The organism is Mycetohabitans sp. B46 (genome assembly GCF_037389205.1).
Classification (GTDB): Bacteria; Pseudomonadota; Gammaproteobacteria; order Burkholderiales; family Burkholderiaceae; genus Mycetohabitans.
This window is the reverse complement of record NZ_JADBGL010000003.1, coordinates 16,923-38,317: the sequence shown is the minus strand read 5'-3', so window position 1 is coordinate 38,317 and position 21,395 is coordinate 16,923. Positions and strand designations below refer to the sequence as shown.

The window sequence follows — 21,395 nt, the reverse complement described above, 5'->3', positions numbered from 1 at the left end:
GGGCCTTTTTCCTTAACCCTTGAGCCGGTCGAGATCCTCGACGTTGATCGTGTCGAGGCTGCGGAACAATGTGACCAGGATCGCGAGGCCGATCGCCGCTTCGGCCGCGGCCACAGTCAGCACGAAGAACACGAAGATCTGGCCGTGCGCGTCGCCGAGATAGTGCGAGAACGCGACAAAATTGGTGTTCACCGCGAGCAGCATCAACTCAATCGCCATCAGGATGATGATCACATTGCGGCGGTTCAGGAAGATCCCAACGATCGAGATCGCAAACAGGATCGCGCCGAGCACGAGGTAATGGGCGAGGCTCAACATGGTTTTTTTCTCCTTGTCCCGGTCAGCGGGTGCTGCCGACCGCGCCAGCACCAGTGTTGCCTGGCGCCGCCGGTTGCGTCGAGGCGTCCGGCGCCGGCTTTTCGGCAGCCATTCGTACCAGCCGCACGCGATCCTCGCGCCGCACCCGCACCTGCTCGCTGACGCGCTGGCGCTTCACGTCCTTGCCGTCGCGGATCGTCAGCGCGATCGCCGCGACGATCGCAACCAGCAGCACAAGGCCCGCGACCTCGAACGCGAAGATGTAGTCGCTGTAGATGATGCGGCCAATCATACGGGTGTTTGACAGCGCGCCTCCGGCTTCGGCTGCTTGCGTCGCCTGCACGGCATCATGCACCGGCGAGACGGTCGCGCCGTAACCGTGCCAAAGGATTAGCGCGGTCTCAATCACGATGATCGCGCCGACAATCGTCGCCATCGGCACAAAGCGGCGGAAGTCGCGCCGCAACACGTCGAGGTTGATGTCCAGCATCATCACGACGAACAGGAACAGCACCATCACGGCGCCGACGTAGACGAGCACCAACAGGATCGCGAGGAACTCGGCCTCGAGCAGCATCCAGATCGCGGCGGCGTTGAAGAACGCGAGCACCAGAAACAATGCCGAGCTTACCGGGTTGCGCGCGGTGATCACCTTAAGCCCTGACACGGTCATGAGCAGCGCGAAGATGTAGAAGAGGACGGTCGTGAATTCCATGTTTACCGGATCATCGTTAGGCGTATCGTTATCGTCTCGTGCGTCGGGGCGAGGCGCCCCGCGACGCTCACCGGTACGGTGCGTCGGCCGCCTTCGCCGCCGCAATCTGGGCTTCGTAGCGATCGCCGACCGCGAGCAGCATGTCCTTCGTGAAATACAGGTCGCCGCGCTTCTCGCCGTGATACTCGAGGATCTGCGTCTCGACGATCGAATCGACCGGGCAGCTCTCTTCGCAAAAACCGCAGAAGATGCACTTGGTTAGGTCGATGTCATAACGCGTCGTGCGGCGCGTGTTGTCGGCGCGCACTTCCGATTCGATCGTGATCGCCAGCGCCGGACAGACCGCCTCGCACAGCTTGCATGCGATGCAGCGCTCCTCGCCATTCTCATAGCGGCGCAGCGCATGCAGTCCGCGAAAGCGCGGCGAAATCGGCGTCTTTTCCTCGGGAAACTGCACAGTGATCTTGCGCTGAAACGCATACCGTCCGGTCAGCGCGAGCCCTTTGAGTAACTCGGTCAGGAAGAATGTCTTGAAAAAATTCTGAATTGCGTTCATGGCGACACCTTATTTCCAGATGTTCAGCGGTGACATGATCCAGAAACCGACCACGACCAACCACACGACACATACCGGAATGAAGATCTTCCAGCCCAGGCGCATGATCTGGTCATAGCGATAACGCGGGAACGTCGCGCGAGCCCAGATGAACACCGACAGCAGGAAGAACACTTTGAGCACCAGCCAGACGATGCCCGGAATGAACGACAGAAACTCGAACGGCGCGCTCCAGCCGCCGAGGAACAGCGTCGCGGCGAGCGCCGAGATCACGATCATGTTGATGTACTCGGCGAGGAAGAACAGCGCGAACGCCATTCCCGAGTAGTCGATCATGTGCCCGGCGACGATTTCCGACTCGCCTTCGACGACGTCGAACGGGTGCCGGTTGGTTTCGGCGATGCCAGAGATAAAGTAGACGACGAACATCGGCAGCAGTGGCAGCCAGTTCCACGACAGGAAGTTCAGGCCGAGCCCGGCGAACAACCCGCGCTGTTGCGAATGCACGATATCGGATAGGTTCAAGCTGCCCGACGTCATCAGTACGACAACCAGCGCGAAGCCCATCGCGATTTCATACGACACCATCTGCGCGGCCGCGCGCATCGCACCGAGGAACGCGTACTTCGAATTCGATGCCCAACCGGCAAGGATCACGCCGTACACGCCAAGCGACGAAATCGCCATCGCATACAGCAAGCCGGCGTTGATATCGCCCAGCACGGCCTCGGCCTGGAACGGAATCACCGCCCAGACGCCAAACGCCGGCACCACGACCATGATCGGCGCGACGAGGTAGATCCACTTGGTGGCCTGCGCCGGCTGGATCACTTCCTTGAGCAGCAGCTTGACCACGTCGGCGATCGGCTGCAACAGCCCCTTCGGCCCGACGCGGTTCGGCCCGAGCCGCACATGCATCCAACCAATCAGCTTGCGCTCCCACAAAATCAGATAGGCGACGCACAGCAGGATCGCGACCGACACGACGAGAATGCGCACCAGCGCCCATACAGTCGGCCACGCCACGCCCAGCAACTGGCTGCCGGTTGCATTGATCGTTTCGAACACGCCCATTTAAGCCTTCTCCACCAGCAGATCACCAAACAGGCTGCCGAGCTTGGCCGCGGCGGACGTCGCCGCCGGCACACGCACGACCGCGTCATGCAGCTTCGCATCGCGCAGCGCCGGCAGCGTCACCGACGCCTCGCCCTGCCGCACGCGTACGGCATCCCCTTCCTTGAGCCCGAGCTGGTCAAACAGCGCGGCTGGCAATGACACGCGCAATGCAGCCTTCGCGGCCCCGGTCAGATGCAGCGACGGTGCCCGGCGAACCAACGGGTCGGCGTCGTAGATCGGCACGTCGGCAATCCGCTCAAATGCGCCGGCCGCACGCGTCGATGCGCCGCGCGCCAGCGGCGCGTGCGTCGCGTTCGACAGACGCGCCTGCACGTCCACGCCTTCCAGCGCCGCAGCCGCCACGTCCTCAGCGCTCGTGTATTCGAAGTTCGGCAGCCCCAGCAGGTTGCCCAGCACGCGCAGCACCTTCCAGCCCGGTCGTGTCTCCCCGAGCGGGCGCACGACGCCCGTGAACGGCTGCACCGTGCCCTGCGCGTTGATAAACGTACCAGCGGTCTCGGTGAACGGCGCGATCGGCAGCAGCACGTCCGCGTAGTCGGTGCCGGTCTTGAACGACGACAGCGCGACGACCATGTCGGCCTGTGCCAGCGCCGCGCAGGCCTGCCGTGGATTCGCGACGTCGAATTCCGGTTCGACATTGAATAGCAGATAGGCGCGCCGCGGCGAAGCGAACGCCTGCGCGGCATCCACGCCGCCGTCGCCAGGCAGCGCGCCGATCACGTGGGCACCAACCGTGTTGGCGGCCTCCGGCAGCAAGCCGAGCGTCGCCCCACTCGTGTGCGCGATCCACTGCGCGATGGCGTGCAGCTTCGCGAATTCGGGATGGTTCACCGCACTCGTGCCCAGCAGGATCACGCGCTGCTCGCCGTTCGACAGCGAGGCGGCGATATCCTTCGCCGCCGCGTCCGGCTGCACGCCGTCGAGTTCGGCCGGCAGCGCCACGCCACGGATCTCGGCCACTGCAACGGCCACGCCAGCCAGCGCGTCAACCCAAGCCGACGGCGCCGCGACGATCTTGTGCGCGACCTGGATCAGCGAATCATCGGCGCTCGCGTGCAGCCAGCTCACCTTGGCGCCGCCGGTGGCGGCCTGACGCAGCCGTGCCGCCAGCAGTGGATGATCGCGGCGCAGGAACGAGCCAATCACGAACGCGGAATCGACGCTGGACAGCGTCGCGATCGGCATGCCAAGCCACGGCACGCCCTGCAGCGGCACAGAAAAATCGCTTTGGCGCAGCCGGAAATCCAGGTTCGTGCTCCCCAGCGCACGCGTGAGCGTCTTAAGCAGGAACAATTCCTCAAGTGTGCTGTGCGGGCTGGCAAGCGTAGCGATTGCGTTCGCGCCATGCTCGGCCTTGATGTGCTTCAAGCCGTTTGCGACGTAGGTCAGCGCGGTTTCCCAATCGACCTCGCGCCACTTGCCGCCCTGCTTCAGCATCGGCTGCGTCAGGCGCTCCGCGCTATTCAGCGCCTCGTACGAAAAGCGATCCTTGTCTGAAATCCAGCACTCGTTGATCGCCTCATTCTCCAGCGGCAGCACACGCATCACCCGATTGTTCTTCACCTGCACGATCAGGTTCGCGCCGACTGAGTCGTGCGGGCTGACCGAGCGGCGACGCGACAATTCCCACGTGCGCGCGCTGTAGCGGAATGGCTTGCTGGTTAGTGCACCGACCGGACACAGGTCGATCATGTTGCCCGACAACTCGGAGTCGACCGTGTTGCCGACGAACGTCGTGATCTCCGAGTGCTCGCCGCGGCCCAGCATGCCAAGCTCCATGACCCCGGCCACTTCCTGGCCAAAGCGCACGCAGCGCGTGCAGTGGATGCAGCGCGTCATCTCTTCCATCGAGATCAGCGGCCCGACGTTCTTGTGGAACACGACGCGCTTCTCTTCTGAATACCGCGACGCGGACTTGCCGTAGCCGACTGCTAAGTCCTGCAGCTGACATTCACCGCCCTGGTCGCAAATCGGACAATCCAGCGGGTGGTTAATCAGCAGGAACTCCATCACCGACTGCTGCGCCTTCACCGCCTTGTCCGACGTCGTGCGCACAACCATGCCGGCGGACACCGGCGTCGCACATGCCGGCACGGCCTTCGGCATCTTCTCGACCTCGACCAGGCACATCCGGCAGTTCGCCGCGATCGACAGCTTCTTGTGATAGCAGAAGTGAGGAATGTACGTATCGACCTTGTGCGCAGCTTGGATCACCATGCTGCCTTCCGGCACCTCGACCTTCTTGCCGTCTATTTCAAGTTCAACCATGATGGTGAAGGGTCCCTAACCTAATTCTGTGCGCCCGCTCACGGCGGGCTGTGGCGACTTGCGACGCCCGCTCACGCGGTCGCGGCGAGCGCTGTATCGCGTGGTATGCCGCCTTGCGTCGGAACGAGGCAATGCTTGTGCTCGACGTGATACTCGAATTCGTTCCAGAAGTGCTTCAACATGCCGCGCACCGGCATCGCTGCTGCGTCGCCCAGCGCGCAAATCGTGCGGCCCATGATGTTCTGCGCGACCGAGTTCAGCAGGTCTAGGTCTTCCTGGCGCCCCTGGCCATGCTCGATCCGGTGCACGACCCGATACAGCCAGCCGGTGCCCTCGCGGCACGGCGTGCACTGCCCACACGACTCCTCGTAGTAGAAGTACGACAGGCGCAGCAGCGAGCGCACCATGCAGCGCGTATCGTTCATCACGATCACCGCGCCGGAGCCGAGCATCGAGCCGGCCTTCGCGATCGAGTCGTAGTCCATGTCGGTCTGCATCATCTGCTCGCCCGGCACCACCGGCGCCGATGAGCCACCCGGGATCACCGCCTTGATCTGGCCACGCACGCCGCCGGCCAACTCCATCAGCTTCGCGAACGGCGTGCCGAGCGGCACTTCGTAGTTGCCCGGCAAGTTCACGTCGCCGGACACCGAGAAGATCTTCGTGCCGCCGTTGTTCGGCTTGCCCAACTCCAGGTATTGCTGTGGACCGATCGCCAGCAAGAACGGCACCGCCGCGAACGTCTCAGTGTTGTTGATCGTCGTCGGCTTGCCGAACGCGCCATAACTGGCCGGGAACGGTGGCTTGAAGCGTGGCTGCCCCTTCTTGCCCTCGAGCGATTCAAGCAGCGCGGTTTCCTCGCCGCAAATATAGGCGCCATAGCCGTGGTGCGCGTGCAGCTCAAACGAGAACCCGCTGCCCAAGATGTTATGACCGAGATAGCCGGCAGCACGTGCCTCGTCCAGCGCCTGCTCGAAGCGCTCATAGACTTCCCAGATCTCGCCGTGGATGTAGTTGTAGCCGACGGTAATCCCCATCGCGTACGCGCCGATCGCCATGCCTTCGATCAACGCGTGCGGATTCCAGCGCAGGATGTCGCGGTCCTTGAACGTGCCGGGCTCGCCCTCGTCGGAGTTGCACACCAGGTACTTCTGCCCGGGAAACTGACGTGGCATGAAGCTCCACTTCAGCCCCGTCGGGAACCCCGCCCCGCCACGGCCGCGCAGGCCAGACGCCTTTACGTCCGCGATCACCTGCTCCGGCGGAATCTTCTGCTCGAGAATGCGGCGCAGTTGCTGGTAGCCACCGCGCGCGACGTAGTCCTGCAAATGCCAGTTCTCGCCGTTCAGGCCCGCGAGAATCAGCGGATTGATATGCCGATCGTGCAAAGACGTCATTTGGACAGCTCCTCGAGCAACTGGTCGATCTTCTCGCGGCTCATGAAGCTGCACATCCGATGGTTGTTCAGCAACACCACCGGCGCATCGCCACAGGCGCCGAAGCACTCGCCTTCCTTCAGCGTGAACTTGCCGTCCGGCGTCGTTTCGCCAAAGTCGATTCCCAGCTTCTGCTTCAAATATTCCGCGGTCTGCTGCGCACCGCCCAGTTGGCACGGCAGGTTCGTGCACAGCGTGATCTTGTGCTGACCGACTGGCGCGGTCTCGTACATGGTGTAAAACGTCGCGACTTCCTGTACCGCGATGGCCGGCATCTTTAGATAGTCGGCGACGAATTGCATCAGCTCCGGCGACAGCCAGCCCCGCTCTCGCTGCGCAATCGCAAGCGCCGCCATCACGGCGGACTGCTGGTGACCGGCGGGGTACTTCGCCACCGCGCGATCGATTTCCTTGAGGCCTTCAGCTGAGATCATTTTCAGACACGACTCATTCAATGCTTACCGAACGAAAACCTGCCGGCGAACCGCTACCGGCAGACCTGACGCTCCTTGATACGACAGCATCGCGCCATGCGCGATGCTCCAAGCTGTTACGCTACCGATCGACCTCGCCGAACACGATGTCCTGTGTCCCGATGATCGTGACCGCGTCGGCGATCATGTGACCGCGCGCCATCTCGTCAAGCGCGGATAGATGCGCGTAGCCAGGCGCGCGGATCTTCAGCCGGTACGGCTTGTTCGCGCCGTCCGACACCAGATAGATACCGAACTCGCCCTTCGGGTGCTCGACGGCGACGTACGCTTCGCCCTCGGGGACATGCATGCCTTCTGTGAAGAGCTTGAAATGGTGGATCAACTCTTCCATGTTCGACTTCATGTTCAGCCGCGACGGTGGCGCGACCTTGTGATTGTCGACCATCACCGGGCCCGAATTTTTGCGCAGCCATGCAATACACTGTTTGATGATCCGGTTCGACTGGCGCATCTCTTCGATGCGCACGAGATAGCGGTCATAGCAGTCGCCGCCCGCGCCGACCGGAATGTCGAAATCAAGCTGGTCGTACACTTCGTACGGCTGCTTTTTGCGCAAGTCCCATTCAACCCCCGAACCACGCAGCATCGGCCCGGTCATGCCCAGTTGCAGCGCACGCTCTGGCGTGACGACGCCGATGCCGACCAGTCGCTGCTTCCAAATCCGGTTGTCGGTCAGTAGCGTCTCGTATTCATCGACGCAGCCAGGGAAGCGATTCGTGAAGTCCTCGATGAAATCAAGCAGTGAGCCCTGGCGGTTCTCGTTAAGCCGGGCGAGCGCTTTTTCATTGCGAATCTTCGACGCTTTGTATTGCGGCATCGTGTCCGGCAGATCACGATAGACGCCACCCGGCCGATAGTACGCCGCGTGCATGCGCGCGCCAGACACCGCCTCGTAGACGTCCATCAAGTCCTCGCGCTCACGGAACGCGTACAGGAACACCGCCATCGCGCCGACGTCCAGTGCGTGGGCACCGATCCACATCAAGTGATTCAGGATCCGCGTGATCTCGTCGAACATCACGCGGATGTACTGGGCCCGGACCGGCACATCGATACCGACGAGCTTCTCGATCGCCATCACATACGCGTGCTCGTTGGCCATCATCGACACGTAGTCGAGGCGGTCCATGTACGGCACCGACTGGAGGAACGTCTTGTGCTCAGCGAGCTTTTCGGTCGCGCGATGCAGCAAACCGATGTGCGGATCGGCCCGCTGGATCACCTCGCCGTCCAACTCGAGCACGAGGCGCAGCACACCGTGCGCTGCCGGATGCTGGGGACCGAAGTTCAGCGTGTAGTTCTTGATGTCAGCCATGTTCGCGGGCTTACTAGAAATTCAATGACTCGGACGGACCGCTTGCGCGAGCGCATGCGGTCCGCAGCCGGCCGGGCAGACGCTCAGTGCTTGAGGCCGCCATAGCGTTCTTCGCGAATCACGCGCGGCGTGATCTCGCGCGGCTCGATCGTGACAGGCTGGTAGACAACACGCTTTTCTTGCGCGTCGTAGCGCATCTCGACATAGCCGGACAGCGGGAAATCCTTGCGGAACGGGTGGCCAATGAAACCGTAGTCGGTCAGGATCCGACGCAGATCGGGATGGCCTTCGAACACGATCCCGTACAGATCGAACGCCTCGCGCTCGTACCAGTTCACCGAATTCCACACGTCGATCAGCGACGGCAGGATTGGCACGTCATCATCCGGCGCGAAGACCCGCACGCGCAATCGCCAGTTGTTGCGGATCGACAGCAGGTGCGACACCGCGGCAAAGCGCGGACCATCGTATGCGCCATCGCCGTACGTCGAATAATCGACGCCGCACAGGTCGGTCAATTGCTCGAAGCCGAGCGTCGGGTCATCACGCAACCGCGTCGCGACGTCAATCAGATCGCTGGCGGCGACGACAATCGTCAATTGCCCGAGCGACTCCGTCGCGCTTTTCAGCTTGCTGCCGAGCGCCTTGTCGAGGTTCGCCTTCAGGGTCTCGAGTTTGCTTGCCATGTGGGGGGCTCCGCGTTACTGCCGGGCAATAGTGTTGGTGCGGCGGATCTTCGCCTGCAACTGGATCACGCCATAGACCAGCGCCTCGGCGGTCGGCGGGCAGCCGGGCACGTACACGTCGACCGGCACGATGCGGTCACATCCGCGCACGACCGAGTACGAGTAGTGATAGTAGCCGCCGCCATTCGCGCACGAGCCCATCGAGATCACCCAGCGCGGCTCGGCCATCTGGTCATAGACCTTGCGCAGCGCCGGCGCCATCTTGTTGCATAGCGTACCGGCCACGATCATCACGTCGGATTGACGCGGACTCGGCCGGAACACGACACCGAAACGGTCCAGGTCATAGCGTGCAGCACCGGCATGCATCATCTCAACCGCGCAGCAGGCGAGCCCGAACGTCATCGGCCATAGTGAACCGGTCCGCGTCCAGTTGATCAGCTTGTCAGCCGTCGTGGTGACAAAGCCTTCCTTCAAGACCCCTTCGATACTCATTGCTTTCGACTCCAGACGGGCGGCAAGCCTTGCGCCCGACATTCAAGCGTGATTTGCGTTCATTCCCAGTTCAGGCCACCCCGTTTCCAGATATAGGCAAAGCCCAGCAGGAACTCGAGCAGGAAGATCATCATCGCGATAAAGCCCGGCCAGCCGATGTCGCGCAGCGCAACGCCCCAAGGAAACAGGAAGGCCGTTTCCAGATCAAAAATGATGAAGAGAATGGCAACCAGGTAGTAGCGCACGTCAAACTTCATGCGCGCGTCTTCGAACGCCTCGAAACCACACTCGTACGGGGAATTCTTGTCGCTGTCCGGCTTGTTCGGACCCAGGAGCTTGCCGATACTGACCAAAGCAATCCCCAAACCAAGGCCCACGAGAAGAAACAGCAGGACGGGGAAATAGGCAGCGAGGTTCAAGACTATCCTCTATCGGTTGGTTCAAGGTGTCGGCCGGTCCGACCGCCCCGACCAAGATACTGCGCGGATGCATCACTTCGACGTCGCAACACCGCGACGGAAGCAGCGCTCAAAACATAAATGCCAGCCGAAGCGTAAATGCAAGCGGCTGGCATTGGATAACGTTGGTGCCGACGATGAGACTCGAACTCATACGGCTTTCGCCACTACCCCCTCAAGATAGCGTGTCTACCAATTTCACCACGTCGGCACTGTCTGCAATCCGGGCGGCCACTCGGAGCATTAACCCTTTGTTACCACTGTTACCGCGAATCGCTTCAAGACTGAGATTGTAACTGGGTTAGGTCGTTTGTTCAACGCACAAAATACGTTTTTCTATCCGCCGCGGGAAACATAGTTTTGCCAACTTCCGCGTTATTTCGGCACATCCTGTCCCGGCGTGGACGCGCCCGCGGACGGTGCTGCGCTGCCCGGCACCGCGACACCGGAGGCTACTCCCGAACCCGCTGCCGGTGCGCTCGTCGACAGTGACGCCGCACCGCCTAGCAAGCCGCCGCCGGCCTCCGGGCGGTAGCTGCCCAGCGCCGTCAGCGCGAGCGTGCTGACGAAGAACACGGTGGCGAGAACCGCCGTGGTACGCGACAGGAAGTTGGCCGACCCGCTAGCGCCAAATAAGCTGCCCGACGCCCCGCTACCGAATGCCGCACCCATGTCGGCACCCTTGCCGTGCTGCAGCAAAACGAGCCCAATCACGCCGAGCGCCGACAGCACCTGCACCACGATCATCAACGTCTTCAAAAACAACATGTGCATCACCTAGAATGAGCCGGATCCCCGGCGAGTGCCGCGGCGGCCGCCGCGCCGATCGCAAGGAAATCGGTTGCGGACAACGATGCGCCACCAATCAAGCCGCCGTCGATATCCGCCTGCGAAAATAATTCCTGCGCATTGCCCGGCTTCACGCTACCGCCGTACAGCAGCGGCACCTGCGCCCCTCCGTTGGCCGTGAGCTGCGCCCGCAACGCGGCGTGGACCTGCTGCGCTTGCTGCGCCGTCGCGCTCTGCCCGGTACCGATGGCCCAGACCGGCTCGTATGCCACCACCAGCCGCGCCACATCGGCCTCGTCCAACGCGTCGAGCACCGCTGCAAGCTGCGCACGCACGACGCTGTCGGTCTGCCCGGCCTGCCGCTCATCCAGCGTTTCGCCGACGCAGACGATCGGCGTGATGCCGGCCTCGAGTACACGCCGTGCCTTGGCCGCCACTAACTCCGACGATTCCGCATGCAACGCGCGGCGCTCTGAGTGGCCGACGATCGCCAGCGTCGCGCCAAACTCGGCAACCATCGGGGCAGCGACCTCACCGGTATACGCACCCTGCGTATGCGCGGATACATCCTGTGCGCCATACGCGATGGGCGTACCGGCAAGGCGTGCCTGGGCCTGGGCGAGATACGGATACGGCACGCACACGCCAAGCCGCACCTGCGACCCGAGTGTCGCCACGCGTTGCACGAGCGCGTGCAGCAGCGCATCGTTGTCGGCGACGCGGCCGTGCATCTTCCAGTTTCCGACTACCAGCTTCGATCGTTGTTGCTTCGACATGGGTCTCGTGGATCTGTGACGCGTAGGCGTCAATCAATAAGCAAAAGCCGTGCACAAACGCGCAATTCTACTGTGCGGCACGAGTCGCGGTCAAACCGGCATCGCTCACCAGGTCAACACGATTTTCCCGATGTGCTCGCCCCTCTCCATCATCGCGTGTGCCGCGGCCGCTTGCTCGGCTGGAAACACCTGGTGGATCACCGGCTTGATCGCGCCCTGCTCGATCAGCGGCCACACCCGCTCGTGCAATTGCGCAGCAATGGCGGCCTTGAACGCCACCGAACGCGGCCGCAGCGTCGAGCCAGTCAATGTCAAGCGCCGGCGCAAGACCTCACCCAAGTTGAGCTGCACGTTGGCGCCACCGAGCAACGCAATTAGCACGATGCGGCCACCGTCGGCCAGCGCACTCAACTCACGGCCCACATAGGCGCCGCCCACCATGTCCAGGATCACGTCGACACCACGGTCATGGGTCAGCGACTTGACGACGGCGACAAAATCTTCGGTCTTGTAGTTGATCGCGCGCTCGGCACCCAACGCCTCGCACGCGGCGCACTTCTGTGCGTTGCCGGCCGTGGCAAACACCCGATGACCGAGCGCATGCGCGATTTGGATCGCGCTCACCCCAATACCACTGGCGCCACCCTGCACCAGCAGCGCCTCCTGGGGGCCGCCCTCGCCCGCGCCCAGCCGGCCGCGATCGAACACATTGCTCCAGACGGTGAAGAACGTCTCGGGCAACGACGCAGCCTGCACGTGCGACAAGCCCGCCGGCACGGGCAGGCACTGGGCAAGCGGCGCGCTCGCATACTCCGCGTATCCGCCGCCTTGCACCAGTGCGCACACGCGCTGCCCGCGCGTTAGGCCAAACGGATTGTTTGCGCCGTCGAGATCACCCTCGACGATTTCGCCGGCGATTTCCAGGCCGGGGATGTCCGACGCGCCCGGCGGCACAGGGTAATGACCCGTGCGCTGAAAAACGTCCGGGCGGTTCACCCCGGCTGCCGCCACCTTGATCAGCACTTCGCCGGGCTTAAGTGCCGGCATGGGACGCTCACCGGGCTTCAACACCTCGGGTGCACCGTATTCGGTAATCTCGATTGCTTTCATGCGGAACTTTGCGTCGCCAGGTTGCCGACAATGATAAGGAGAAACGGCCGGCAGCGCGCGAAGCACTCCGGCCGTGCGAACCGAATGCGGCGCGGCGGCGCCACGCGCGCGATCTTGTCAAACCCGCGCGGCGTGACTGACCGCCACCCCGCCCGCGTTACTCCTGCTCCGTCGACGGTGTCGCAGGCCGCGATGCAGGCGGTGTCGAGGGGGGCGTCGTGGCAGGCGGCGTGATCGGCACCTCGTTGAGCAGCGCCTTCACAGACAACCGTACCCGACCCTTCTCGTCGGTCTGGATCACCTTGACCTTCACCTGCTGGCCTTCCTTCAGGTAGTCGTTGATGTCTTTGATCCGCTCGTTCGCGATCTCGGAAATATGCAACAGGCCGTCGCGCCCCGGTAGGATGTTCACGATCGCGCCAAAATCCAGCAGCTTCAGGATTGCACCCTCGTAGATTTGGCCAACCTCCACTTCCGCCGTGATGTTCTCGATGCGCTTCTTCGCCTCGGCCATGCCCTCGGGGCTTGTGCTGGCAATGGTCACGATACCGTCGTCGGAGATGTCGATCGTCGTGCTGGTTTCTTCCGTCAGCGCCCGGATCACCGAGCCACCCTTGCCGATGACATCGCGAATCTTTTCCGGATTGATCTTCATCGTGATCATCCGCGGCGCGAACTGCGACAGCTGCAGGTTTGTTGTTGACGGCACGGCCGAGGTCATCTTGTCTAGGATGTGCAAGCGGCCTTCCTTCGCTTGCGCGAGGGCGACTTGCATGATTTCCTTTGTGATGCCCTGGATCTTGATGTCCATCTGCAACGCAGTCACGCCCTGCGCGGTACCTGCCACCTTGAAGTCCATGTCGCCCAAGTGATCTTCATCACCCAGGATGTCGGTCAGCACCGCGAACTTGTTGCCCTCTAAGATCAGCCCCATCGCGATGCCCGCCACATGCGCCTTCATCGGCACACCCGCGTCCATCAGCGCCAGGCAGCCGCCGCACACCGACGCCATCGACGATGAGCCGTTCGACTCAGTAATCTCAGACACGACACGGATCGTGTAGCCGAACTCGTCATCGCCCGGCAGGCACGCGACGAGCGAGCGCTTAGCAAGCCGGCCATGACCGATCTCGCGGCGCTTCGGTGAGCCGACACGACCTGTTTCGCCGGTCGCAAACGGCGGCATGTTGTAGTGCAGCATGAACCGCTCGCGATATTCGCCTTCGATCGCGTCGATGATCTGCTCATCGCCCTTCGTGCCGAGCGTGGCCACCACCAGCGCTTGCGTCTCGCCCCGGGTGAACAGCGCTGAGCCGTGCGCGCGCGGCAGCACGCCGGTCCGGATTTCGATCGGACGCACGGTGCGCGTGTCACGCCCGTCGATACGCGGCTCGCCGTTCAGGATCTGACTGCGCACGATCTTCGCCTCGAGATCGAACAGGATGTTGCCGACCGTCGCGGCATCGACGACAGCCGCCCCCGTTGCTGCGGCTTGCTCGGCCAGCTTGGCCGTGACCGCCGCATACACTTCCTTCAGCTTGGCTGAGCGCTGCTGTTTCTGCCTGATTTGGTATGCCGCCTGCAACTCGGCGAGCGCCAACTCCGTCACGCGCGCCGTCAGCGCTTCGTCCTTCGGCGCCGGCTGCCAGTCCCATTCAGGCTTGCCGCCTTCCTTGACGAGGTCGTGGATCGCATCGATCGCCACCTGCATCTGCTCATGACCGAACACGACCGCGCCCAGCATCACCTCCTCCGGCAACTGCTCCGCTTCGGACTCGACCATCAGCACCGCACGCTCGGTGCCGGCAACCACCAGGTCCAGCTTCGATGCCTTGGACTGCGAGCGGGTCGGATTGAGCACGAACTGATTGTCGATATAGGCGACGCGCGCCGCACCGATCGGTCCATTGAATGGAATACCGGAGATCGCCAACGCCGCCGATGCGCCGATCATCGCTGGGATGTCCGCCGGAATGTCCGGGTTGATCGACAGCACATGGATCACGACCTGCACTTCGTTATAGAAGCCTTCCGGGAACAGCGGACGCAGGGGGCGGTCAATCAACCGCGAGATCAGCGTCTCGCCCTCGGAAGGACGGCCTTCGCGGCGGAAGAAGCCGCCCGGGATCTTGCCGGCCGCATACGTCTTCTCGATGTAGTCGACGGTCAGCGGGAAAAAGTCCTGGCCCGGCTTGGCCGACTTGGCCGCCACCACCGTCGCGAGCACGACAGTGTCCTCAACATCGACAATTACCGCACCGCTTGCCTGACGGGCGATCTCGCCCGTTTCGAGCCGCACGTTGTGCTGGCCCCACTTGAATTCTTTGACGATTTTATTAAACATTTTCACTCCTTCGAGACACCGCGCATGCGCGCGGCCGGTCCATTGACCGTTCCCCAACCCTTGCCGGCCGCTCGAAAACAGGGAAGTGTTATGTCATTCCAGCGCGACAGCGGCACCGCTGCCGCGCTGGAATGACACAAAACCCCGCCTCGCTTGCCGGACCGTCGCACGCGCCTATGCGCGTGCGGAACACCGATCACATCGGAAACGCTAAAAACAAAATGCCTGCATCAGCATGCTGACGCAGGCATCTTTTGCAAGTTGCAGGCAAAAGTCTGCAATCGAGCCGCTTACTTACGCAGACCCAGCTTCTCGATCAGCGCACGATAGCGGTCAGCATCTTTGGCCTTCAGGTAATCGAGCAGCTTGCGACGGCGGCTCACCATGCGCAGCAGGCCACGACGACTGTGGTGATCCTTCATGTGGGCCTTGAAGTGCACCGTCAACTCGTTGATACGGCTCGTGAGCAGCGCGACCTGCACTTCCGGGGAACCGGTGTCATTTGTGCCGCGCGCGAATTGCGCGACGACTTCCGATTTGTTGATATTCGCTACAGGCATGATTTTCCTTTATCAATCAACAAGCGGTCACGGAAGAAAGGCCGTGCCGTGGGTTTACAGCGAAGTCCTCATTGTAGCATAGCCGGGGCAGCCTGGGATTAGCGCACACGGCGCATCCGGCACGTGCTAGCCGGCACCGTCTGCTCGGGCGTGAGTGTCAGCAGCGTGCGAAAACCATAGCCAGAACCTTCATTGTCAAAGCGCACATGTGCGGTACCCGCCTTCTCCATCTGCATGACATAAAGGGGTTGGATTAGTTGGTGATCGTCAGCACGCATCCACGATGGATGAAAACCACTGCCGTAGCTGGTGCGCGAACTTTCCAGCGCGGTCGCCACCGCCAATGCGTCGTCCGAGCCGGCGCGCGTGAGCGCGTGAGCCAGCATGTCGATCATCACGCTGATGCGCAGCAACGGATAATCGTCCGACGCCGCCGGATAGCGCGCCCGAAATGCCGTGTAGAACGCGTCAGACGCCGCCCCGCCCACATTCGGATGCCAGTCTGCCACCGCGATCACGCGGCCCACGCCGGCATCGCCGAGCGCCGCCGGCGCGCCGAGGCTGTTGCCATAGAAGGTATAGAACCGCAGCTTCAGGTTCTGCTCGCGCGCCGCGCGCACCAGCAGCGTCAGATCGTTGCCCCAATTGCCGGTCAGCACCGCGTCGGCGCCGCTCGCCCGGATCTTCGCCAGATACGGCGCAAAGTCCTTGACCCGCCCCACCGGCACGAACTCGTCACCCACGATCGCCACGTCGGGCCGCTGCGAAGCGAGCGCCGAGCGGGCCAGCGAGCTTACCTGGCGGCCGAAGCTGTAGTCCTGGTTAAGCAGGTAGACCTTCTTGAGCGACGGGTCGCGGCGCATTACCTCGGTCAACGCGTTGATCCGCATACCTGCGTGGGCGTCAAAGCGAAAATGCCAGAAGCTGCAGTCGGCTTCGGTCAGCGCCGGATCATCGGCCGAGTAATTCAGCAACAGCATGCGACGGTTCGGTTCGCGCACATTATGCTTATTAATCGCGGCGACCAGCGCCGCGGCCACCGCGGAGCTGTTGCCCTGCAGCACGAAGGCCATCCGCGCGTCGGCAGCGGCGCGCAGTTGCACCAGCGCCTCGTCCGTGGCCCCTCGGCTGTCCAGCACAACCAACTGCAACGGATGCGCGCCGTCTCGCAGCATCACCCCGCCGCGGGCGTTGACCCGCTCGATCGCAAAGCGCAAGTTACGCTCGACTGCCGCGCCCGCATTCGCAAACGCGCCGGACATCCCTTCGATTAGCGCGAGCCGCACCGGCGCGCCGGTCGGCCCGCCAGCGGGCAGCCCGCGCTGCCCCGAAACCAGGCCGGGCGCGGCCGCCGCGCCCGCGGCGTTTGCTTGTGCGTGCGCCGCGCAGGCAAGCGCCATCGACATCGGCAACACGATGGCCACGCCGCGCAAGCGCCGCCATCCGGCACGCACGGACTGCGCGATGCGCCCATGCGCACGGCGCGCCACGGCCACGGGCCCGCCCGCCGGCAAGTCACCTACCTGTTTATTCATCCGATTCTGTCCGCACCACTGGCTGCCCATCCGGTCCTCGCCGTTCACATCAAAGCGCGGATCATAGGCCAGCGCGCCCTCGCGCGGCAAGGCCGATGCGATCTTTTGCGTCAATGCATGTCAAAATTGCTGCAACGGAAAAAGGAGTTCGGACCATGTCATTATCGGATTCGCCCGCGTGGCCGGCCTGGGCCACGCCCGCTCGAGCACGAATCGCCGCCGGCCTTGCCGTGCTGGCGCTGTGCGGTTGCGTACAGCCGTGGCAGCGCTTCAGACCCGGTGACGATGCGTCGATGCTGATCGCGCGGCTCGGCGCCCCCCGTGAAGTGTATAACCTGCCCAATGGAGGCAAGCGGCTGATGTGGCCGACCCAGCCGATGGGCGAGACCACAACGGCGGCCGACGTCGACAGCACGGGCAAGCTCGTCAACGTACGGCAGGTGCTACAAAACAGCGAATTCTACCAAGCAGAAATCGGCAAGTGGACGAAGAACGATGTGCTGATTCGCTTCGGCAAACCGGAGGAAACCGCCTATTTCCCGCGGATGAAGCGGGAAGTATGGAGTTATCGCTACATGGATGACGGCGTCTGGTACCAGTTGTACCACTTTTACTTCGACGACGCCGGTGTGTTGCGGCTCACGCAGAAGACGCCTGATCCGCTGCACGATCCAGAGCACCGGCACGCCCTATTTTAGCGGCGCGCCAGCGCGGGCGGCGACCACGCCGATGCTGGCGGCGAACAACGGTGCCTGTCCGGGCGCCCGCGCCCCGACGACGCGCAGCGACGCGCGACACGGACAGCGGCGCGTGGCACGGATGGTGACATGTGACGCATGGCACAGATGGCGACGTACGACGCGCAACACGGATGGCGGCCTGCGTCGTGCGGCCACACCACTACGAATGCTGCGGATTGAGCTTTTCGGCGTTCGGATCAAGCTTGTTCAGCGCCGCAATATAGGCCTTTGCCGATGCGGCGACGATGTCTAGGTCGGTGCCGACGCCATTGACGATACGCCCCGCCTTCGACAGCCGCACGGTCACCTCGCCTTGCGCCTGCGTGCCGGCTGTGATCGCGTTGACCGAATACAGAATCAATTCCGCACCACTATTGACCCGTGACTCGATCGCATGCAACGTCGCATCGACCGGACCGTTGCCGTGCGCCTCGCCGGTCGTCTCACTACCGTCAACGCAGAACACCACCATCGCGTGCGGCTGCTCGCCGGTTTCCGAACGCTGCGACAACGACACGAACCGATAGGTCTCGTGACCGTGCGCGGCATTGGCCTCCTCGCTGACGATCGACAAGATATCCTCGTCGAAGATCTCCGCCTTGCGATCAGCCAGCTCCTTGAAGCGCGCGAACGCGGCGTTCAGTTCCGCCTCGCTGCCCAGCGCCACGCCCAATTCCTGCAGCCGCTGCTTGAACGCGTTGCGGCCCGACAGTTTGCCGAGCACGATCTTGTTTGCGCTCCAGCCCACGTCTTCCGCGCGCATAATCTCGTACGTGTCTCGCGCCTTGAGCACCCCGTCCTGATGAATCCCCGACGCATGGGCAAACGCGTTGGCACCCACCACCGCCTTGTTCGGCTGCACGACAAAGCCCGTCGTCTGCGACACCAGCTTCGAGGCCGGCACGATCTGCGTCGTGTCGATGCCCACCTCCAGCCCAAAGTAGTCACGGCGCGTCTTCACCGCCATCACCACTTCCTCCAGCGACGTGTTCCCGGCCCGCTCGCCAAGTCCGTTCACCGTGCACTCAATCTGCCGCGCGCCGCTCAGCTTCACCGCCGCCAGCGAGTTCGCCACTGCCATGCCCAAATCATTGTGGCAGTGCACCGAGAATACCGCCTTGTCTGAGTTGGGCACCCGCTCACGAATCTGCCGGATCAGTGCCGCATAGCTGTCCGGCACCGCATAGCCGACGGTATCCGGAATGTTGATTGTGGTGGCACCCTCCGCGATCACCGCCTCCAGCACCCGGCACAGGAAATCCATGTCCGAGCGGCTGCCGTCCTCCGGCGAAAACTCGATGTCGTCCGTGAACTGCCGGGCAAAACGCACCGCCAACCGCGCCTGCTCGTACACCTGCTGCGGCGTCATGCGCAGCTTCTTTTCCATATGCAGCGCCGAAGTCGCGATGAATGTATGGATCCTGAACCGCCCCGCCGGCTTGAGCGCGTCGGCCGCACGCGCGATATCCTTGTCGTTGGCGCGCGCCAGCGAGCAGATCACGCTGTCCTTGACCTGCGAAGCGATCGCCTGGATTGCATCAAAATCCCCGTTCGAACTGGCCGCGAAGCCCGCCTCAATCACATCAACCTTCATGCGCTCGAGCTGTCGCGCAATGCGGATCTTTTCCTCCTTCGTCATCGACGCGCCCGGCGATTGCTCGCCATCACGCAACGTCGTGTCGAATATGATCAACTTGTCTGCCATGTCAGTCTCCGGGCTCGAATCAGTGGGGGTAAGCGGCCACCTCATCTGTCGACGCCACCGCAGGTGACGCCGGCACGAACAGGCGAGACGAAGCGGAGGCGGGACCGATTCAGCGCAATAGACGCGCCGATGCCGGCGCGTGGGATAGCGCGCCGACCGGTAGGGAGGGTAGAAGCCGTGCAGCCATATACATTCAGCCAACTATAGCGTCAATCAGGCCAACGTGCAACGCGACCTGACCGCGCCATCGCGCCAATATAGCCGGCGGCTATGGCCGCTTGTCCGCGCGGTGCTCGTTGTCTTTGTCCGGGATGGGCTCGTGGGCGGCCGGCTTGGCCGTACCCGACGCGGCCGGATTGGGCTGGCGCGATATCGCGCGCCCCATCCACAGCACATAGCCGGATAAACCGTACACCACGAACAGGCCAAACAGCATCAGCGGCGGATCGGACGACACGAGCACGAATGCGACCACGACCAACAGGATCGCCGCAAACGGCACCCGATGCCGGACGTCGAGCGCCTTGCCACTGTAGAACGGCGCATTGGAGACCATAGTGACGCCCGCGTAGATCGTCAGGCCAAATGCGACCCAAGGCAGCCAGCCGAGCTTGAGCGGCACCCGATTATCGGTGGCCAGCCACACGAAGCCGGCCACCAGCGCGGCAGCGGCCGGACTCGGCAGACCCTGAAAATAGCGCTTGTCGACCACGCCGATGTTCGTATTGAAGCGCGCCAGGCGCAGCGCGGCGCCGGCGCAATAGACGAACGCGGCAAGCCACCCCCAGCGGCCTAGATCTTTGAGCACCCACTCGTACATCACCAGTGCCGGTGCAACCCCAAACGACACCATGTCCGACAGGCTATCGAATTGTTCGCCAAACGCACTTTGCGTATGCGTCATGCGCGCCACGCGTCCGTCCATACCATCCAGCACCATTGCGACGAAGATCGCGATCGCGGCGATCTCGAAGCGCACGTTCATCGCCTGCACCACGGCGAAGAAACCACAGAACAATGCGGCGGTTGTGAACGCATTGGGCAGCAGGTAGACGCTGCGCTTGCGCAGCAATTGTTGGCGCTCGGCCCGCAGGCTGCGCCGCGCGATCTGCTCCTGCACCGTGCGGTTGCGCTGGAACGGCCGCGCCAGGCGTGGCCCGCCCGCACGCGGGCGTCGCGATTTGAAACCAGCCATCAAACCCTCCTTGCGTCGCTCAAAGCTCGGCCAAAATCGTCGCCGACGCCTGCACCTTCTCGCCAATCGACACCCGCGGCTTGCTGCCCAACGGCAGATAGACGTCCACGCGCGAGCCAAAGCGGATGAAGCCATAGCGCTGGCCGCGGGCAAGCGGCTCGCCAGTGCGCACATAGCACAGGATGCGCCGAGCGATCAATCCAGCCACCTGCACCGAGGTGACGAGGTGATTGTCTGCGGTCTGCAGCACGATCGCGTTGCGCTCGTTCTCCAGCGACGCCTTGTCGATTGCCGCGTTCAGGTAGGCGCCGGGGAAATACTCGACCTGGGTCACCGCGCCGTCAACCGGCGAGCGTTGCGAATGAACGTTAAACACGTTCATGAACACGCTGATCTTCAGCGCGTCGCGGTTCACGTACGGATCGTGCGCCGTCTCAACCGCAACGATCCGTCCGTCGGCCGGGCACAACACGGCATTGGGCTGTTGCGGCACCGGCCGCTGCGGATCGCGAAAGAACTGCACGACGAACAGCGTCAGCAGCCAGAAGGGCCACGCCCAGCCGAAGCCCACGAATGCATGGATCAGCAGCGTCACGACGAACGCGACAGCAATGAAGGGCCAGCCTTCGCGGGCAATGATCGGGTGAGGATAAGTCATATAGGCAACGCCAGTTCCAAGAAAATAGAAGGATAACAAACCCCGGCCACCTGTCGCGGCCGCGGCCTGCGCGCGCATAAAGAAAGCCGCCCGGGCATGACGCCT

At 63.0% G+C, this 21,395-nt stretch carries 21 protein-coding genes and 1 tRNA gene; 1 reads left to right on the top strand and 21 read right to left on the bottom strand.

Annotated features, from left to right (window positions below):
• Positions 1–12: 12 nt before the first annotated feature.
• The 18 genes from nuoK to IHE30_RS04165 form a co-directional block, all read right to left on the bottom strand.
• The gene (gene nuoK / locus IHE30_RS04250; RefSeq protein WP_041753724.1) at positions 13–318 is read right to left on the bottom strand and encodes an NADH-quinone oxidoreductase subunit NuoK; all 306 of its coding nucleotides are present in this window, start codon (positions 316–318) and stop codon (positions 13–15) included.
• 22 nt (positions 319–340) lie between these two features.
• A complete protein-coding gene (locus tag IHE30_RS04245; protein WP_337689178.1) occupies positions 341–1,033 on the bottom strand; it encodes an NADH-quinone oxidoreductase subunit J in 693 nt (230 codons plus the stop codon).
• A 67-nt stretch (positions 1,034–1,100) separates the two neighbouring features.
• Positions 1,101–1,589 carry an NADH-quinone oxidoreductase subunit NuoI gene (nuoI, locus tag IHE30_RS04240; protein ID WP_013435900.1) on the bottom strand — a complete coding sequence of 163 codons (489 nt, stop codon included), beginning with the start codon at positions 1,587–1,589 and terminating at the stop codon, positions 1,101–1,103.
• A gap of 9 nt (positions 1,590–1,598) precedes the next feature.
• A complete protein-coding gene (gene nuoH / locus IHE30_RS04235; RefSeq protein WP_139337384.1) occupies positions 1,599–2,663 on the bottom strand; it encodes an NADH-quinone oxidoreductase subunit NuoH in 1,065 nt (354 codons plus the stop codon).
• On the bottom strand, positions 2,664–4,994 hold the full coding sequence (gene nuoG / locus IHE30_RS04230; protein WP_337689173.1) for an NADH-quinone oxidoreductase subunit NuoG: 2,331 nt from the start codon (positions 4,992–4,994) through the stop codon (positions 2,664–2,666).
• A gap of 71 nt (positions 4,995–5,065) precedes the next feature.
• Positions 5,066–6,391, bottom strand: coding sequence for an NADH-quinone oxidoreductase subunit NuoF (nuoF, locus tag IHE30_RS04225; protein WP_337689172.1), 1,326 nt, complete (start codon positions 6,389–6,391; stop codon positions 5,066–5,068).
• On the bottom strand, positions 6,388–6,864 hold the full coding sequence (nuoE, locus tag IHE30_RS04220) for an NADH-quinone oxidoreductase subunit NuoE (RefSeq protein WP_337689171.1): 477 nt from the start codon (positions 6,862–6,864) through the stop codon (positions 6,388–6,390). The genes nuoF and nuoE overlap by 4 nt, the downstream gene beginning before the upstream one ends.
• Positions 6,865–6,985: 121 nt before the next feature.
• Positions 6,986–8,239, bottom strand: coding sequence for an NADH-quinone oxidoreductase subunit D (locus tag IHE30_RS04215; RefSeq protein ID WP_337689170.1), 1,254 nt, complete (start codon positions 8,237–8,239; stop codon positions 6,986–6,988).
• An 83-nt stretch (positions 8,240–8,322) separates the two neighbouring features.
• Positions 8,323–8,925, bottom strand: a complete 603-nt coding sequence (locus tag IHE30_RS04210; RefSeq protein WP_337689167.1) for an NADH-quinone oxidoreductase subunit C — start codon at positions 8,923–8,925, stop codon at positions 8,323–8,325.
• A 15-nt stretch (positions 8,926–8,940) separates the two neighbouring features.
• A complete protein-coding gene (locus tag IHE30_RS04205) occupies positions 8,941–9,420 on the bottom strand; it encodes a NuoB/complex I 20 kDa subunit family protein (RefSeq protein ID WP_006052903.1) in 480 nt (159 codons plus the stop codon).
• 59 nt (positions 9,421–9,479) lie between these two features.
• On the bottom strand, positions 9,480–9,839 hold the full coding sequence (locus IHE30_RS04200; protein WP_013435909.1) for an NADH-quinone oxidoreductase subunit A: 360 nt from the start codon (positions 9,837–9,839) through the stop codon (positions 9,480–9,482).
• 165 nt (positions 9,840–10,004) lie between these two features.
• A tRNA-Leu gene (locus IHE30_RS04195) sits at positions 10,005–10,089 on the bottom strand.
• Between the two features lie 164 nt (positions 10,090–10,253).
• Positions 10,254–10,646, bottom strand: a complete 393-nt coding sequence (gene secG / locus IHE30_RS04190) for a preprotein translocase subunit SecG (protein ID WP_337689070.1) — start codon at positions 10,644–10,646, stop codon at positions 10,254–10,256.
• Between the two features lie 5 nt (positions 10,647–10,651).
• Positions 10,652–11,443 carry a triose-phosphate isomerase gene (gene tpiA, locus IHE30_RS04185; protein ID WP_337689069.1) on the bottom strand — a complete coding sequence of 264 codons (792 nt, stop codon included), beginning with the start codon at positions 11,441–11,443 and terminating at the stop codon, positions 10,652–10,654.
• A gap of 105 nt (positions 11,444–11,548) precedes the next feature.
• Positions 11,549–12,553 carry an NAD(P)H-quinone oxidoreductase gene (locus IHE30_RS04180; RefSeq protein ID WP_337689067.1) on the bottom strand — a complete coding sequence of 335 codons (1,005 nt, stop codon included), beginning with the start codon at positions 12,551–12,553 and terminating at the stop codon, positions 11,549–11,551.
• 157 nt (positions 12,554–12,710) lie between these two features.
• Positions 12,711–14,903: a polyribonucleotide nucleotidyltransferase gene (gene pnp, locus IHE30_RS04175; RefSeq protein ID WP_337689065.1), complete on the bottom strand. Its 2,193-nt coding sequence runs from the start codon at positions 14,901–14,903 to the stop codon at positions 12,711–12,713.
• A 284-nt stretch (positions 14,904–15,187) separates the two neighbouring features.
• Positions 15,188–15,457 (bottom strand): 30S ribosomal protein S15, encoded by a 270-nt coding sequence (rpsO, locus tag IHE30_RS04170; protein ID WP_013435914.1) that lies wholly within the window; start codon positions 15,455–15,457, stop codon positions 15,188–15,190.
• A gap of 98 nt (positions 15,458–15,555) precedes the next feature.
• Positions 15,556–16,863 carry a branched-chain amino acid ABC transporter substrate-binding protein gene (locus tag IHE30_RS04165; RefSeq protein WP_337689393.1) on the bottom strand — a complete coding sequence of 436 codons (1,308 nt, stop codon included), beginning with the start codon at positions 16,861–16,863 and terminating at the stop codon, positions 15,556–15,558.
• Between the two features lie 284 nt (positions 16,864–17,147).
• On the opposite strand from IHE30_RS04165, the gene IHE30_RS04160 reads away from it, so the two are divergent.
• A complete protein-coding gene (locus tag IHE30_RS04160; RefSeq protein WP_337689059.1) occupies positions 17,148–17,690 on the top strand; it encodes a hypothetical protein in 543 nt (180 codons plus the stop codon).
• 202 nt (positions 17,691–17,892) lie between these two features.
• Here the strand turns inward: IHE30_RS04160 and IHE30_RS04155 are convergent, their stop codons facing one another.
• From IHE30_RS04155 to IHE30_RS04145, 3 genes are all read right to left on the bottom strand, one after another.
• Positions 17,893–19,437 carry a 2-isopropylmalate synthase gene (locus IHE30_RS04155; protein WP_337689058.1) on the bottom strand — a complete coding sequence of 515 codons (1,545 nt, stop codon included), beginning with the start codon at positions 19,435–19,437 and terminating at the stop codon, positions 17,893–17,895.
• Positions 19,438–19,705: 268 nt separating this feature from the next.
• Positions 19,706–20,632 carry a CDP-diacylglycerol--serine O-phosphatidyltransferase gene (pssA, locus tag IHE30_RS04150; RefSeq protein ID WP_337689057.1) on the bottom strand — a complete coding sequence of 309 codons (927 nt, stop codon included), beginning with the start codon at positions 20,630–20,632 and terminating at the stop codon, positions 19,706–19,708.
• Between the two features lie 19 nt (positions 20,633–20,651).
• The gene (locus IHE30_RS04145; protein WP_041753730.1) at positions 20,652–21,290 is read right to left on the bottom strand and encodes a phosphatidylserine decarboxylase; all 639 of its coding nucleotides are present in this window, start codon (positions 21,288–21,290) and stop codon (positions 20,652–20,654) included.
• Between the last annotated feature and the right edge of the window lie 105 nt (positions 21,291–21,395).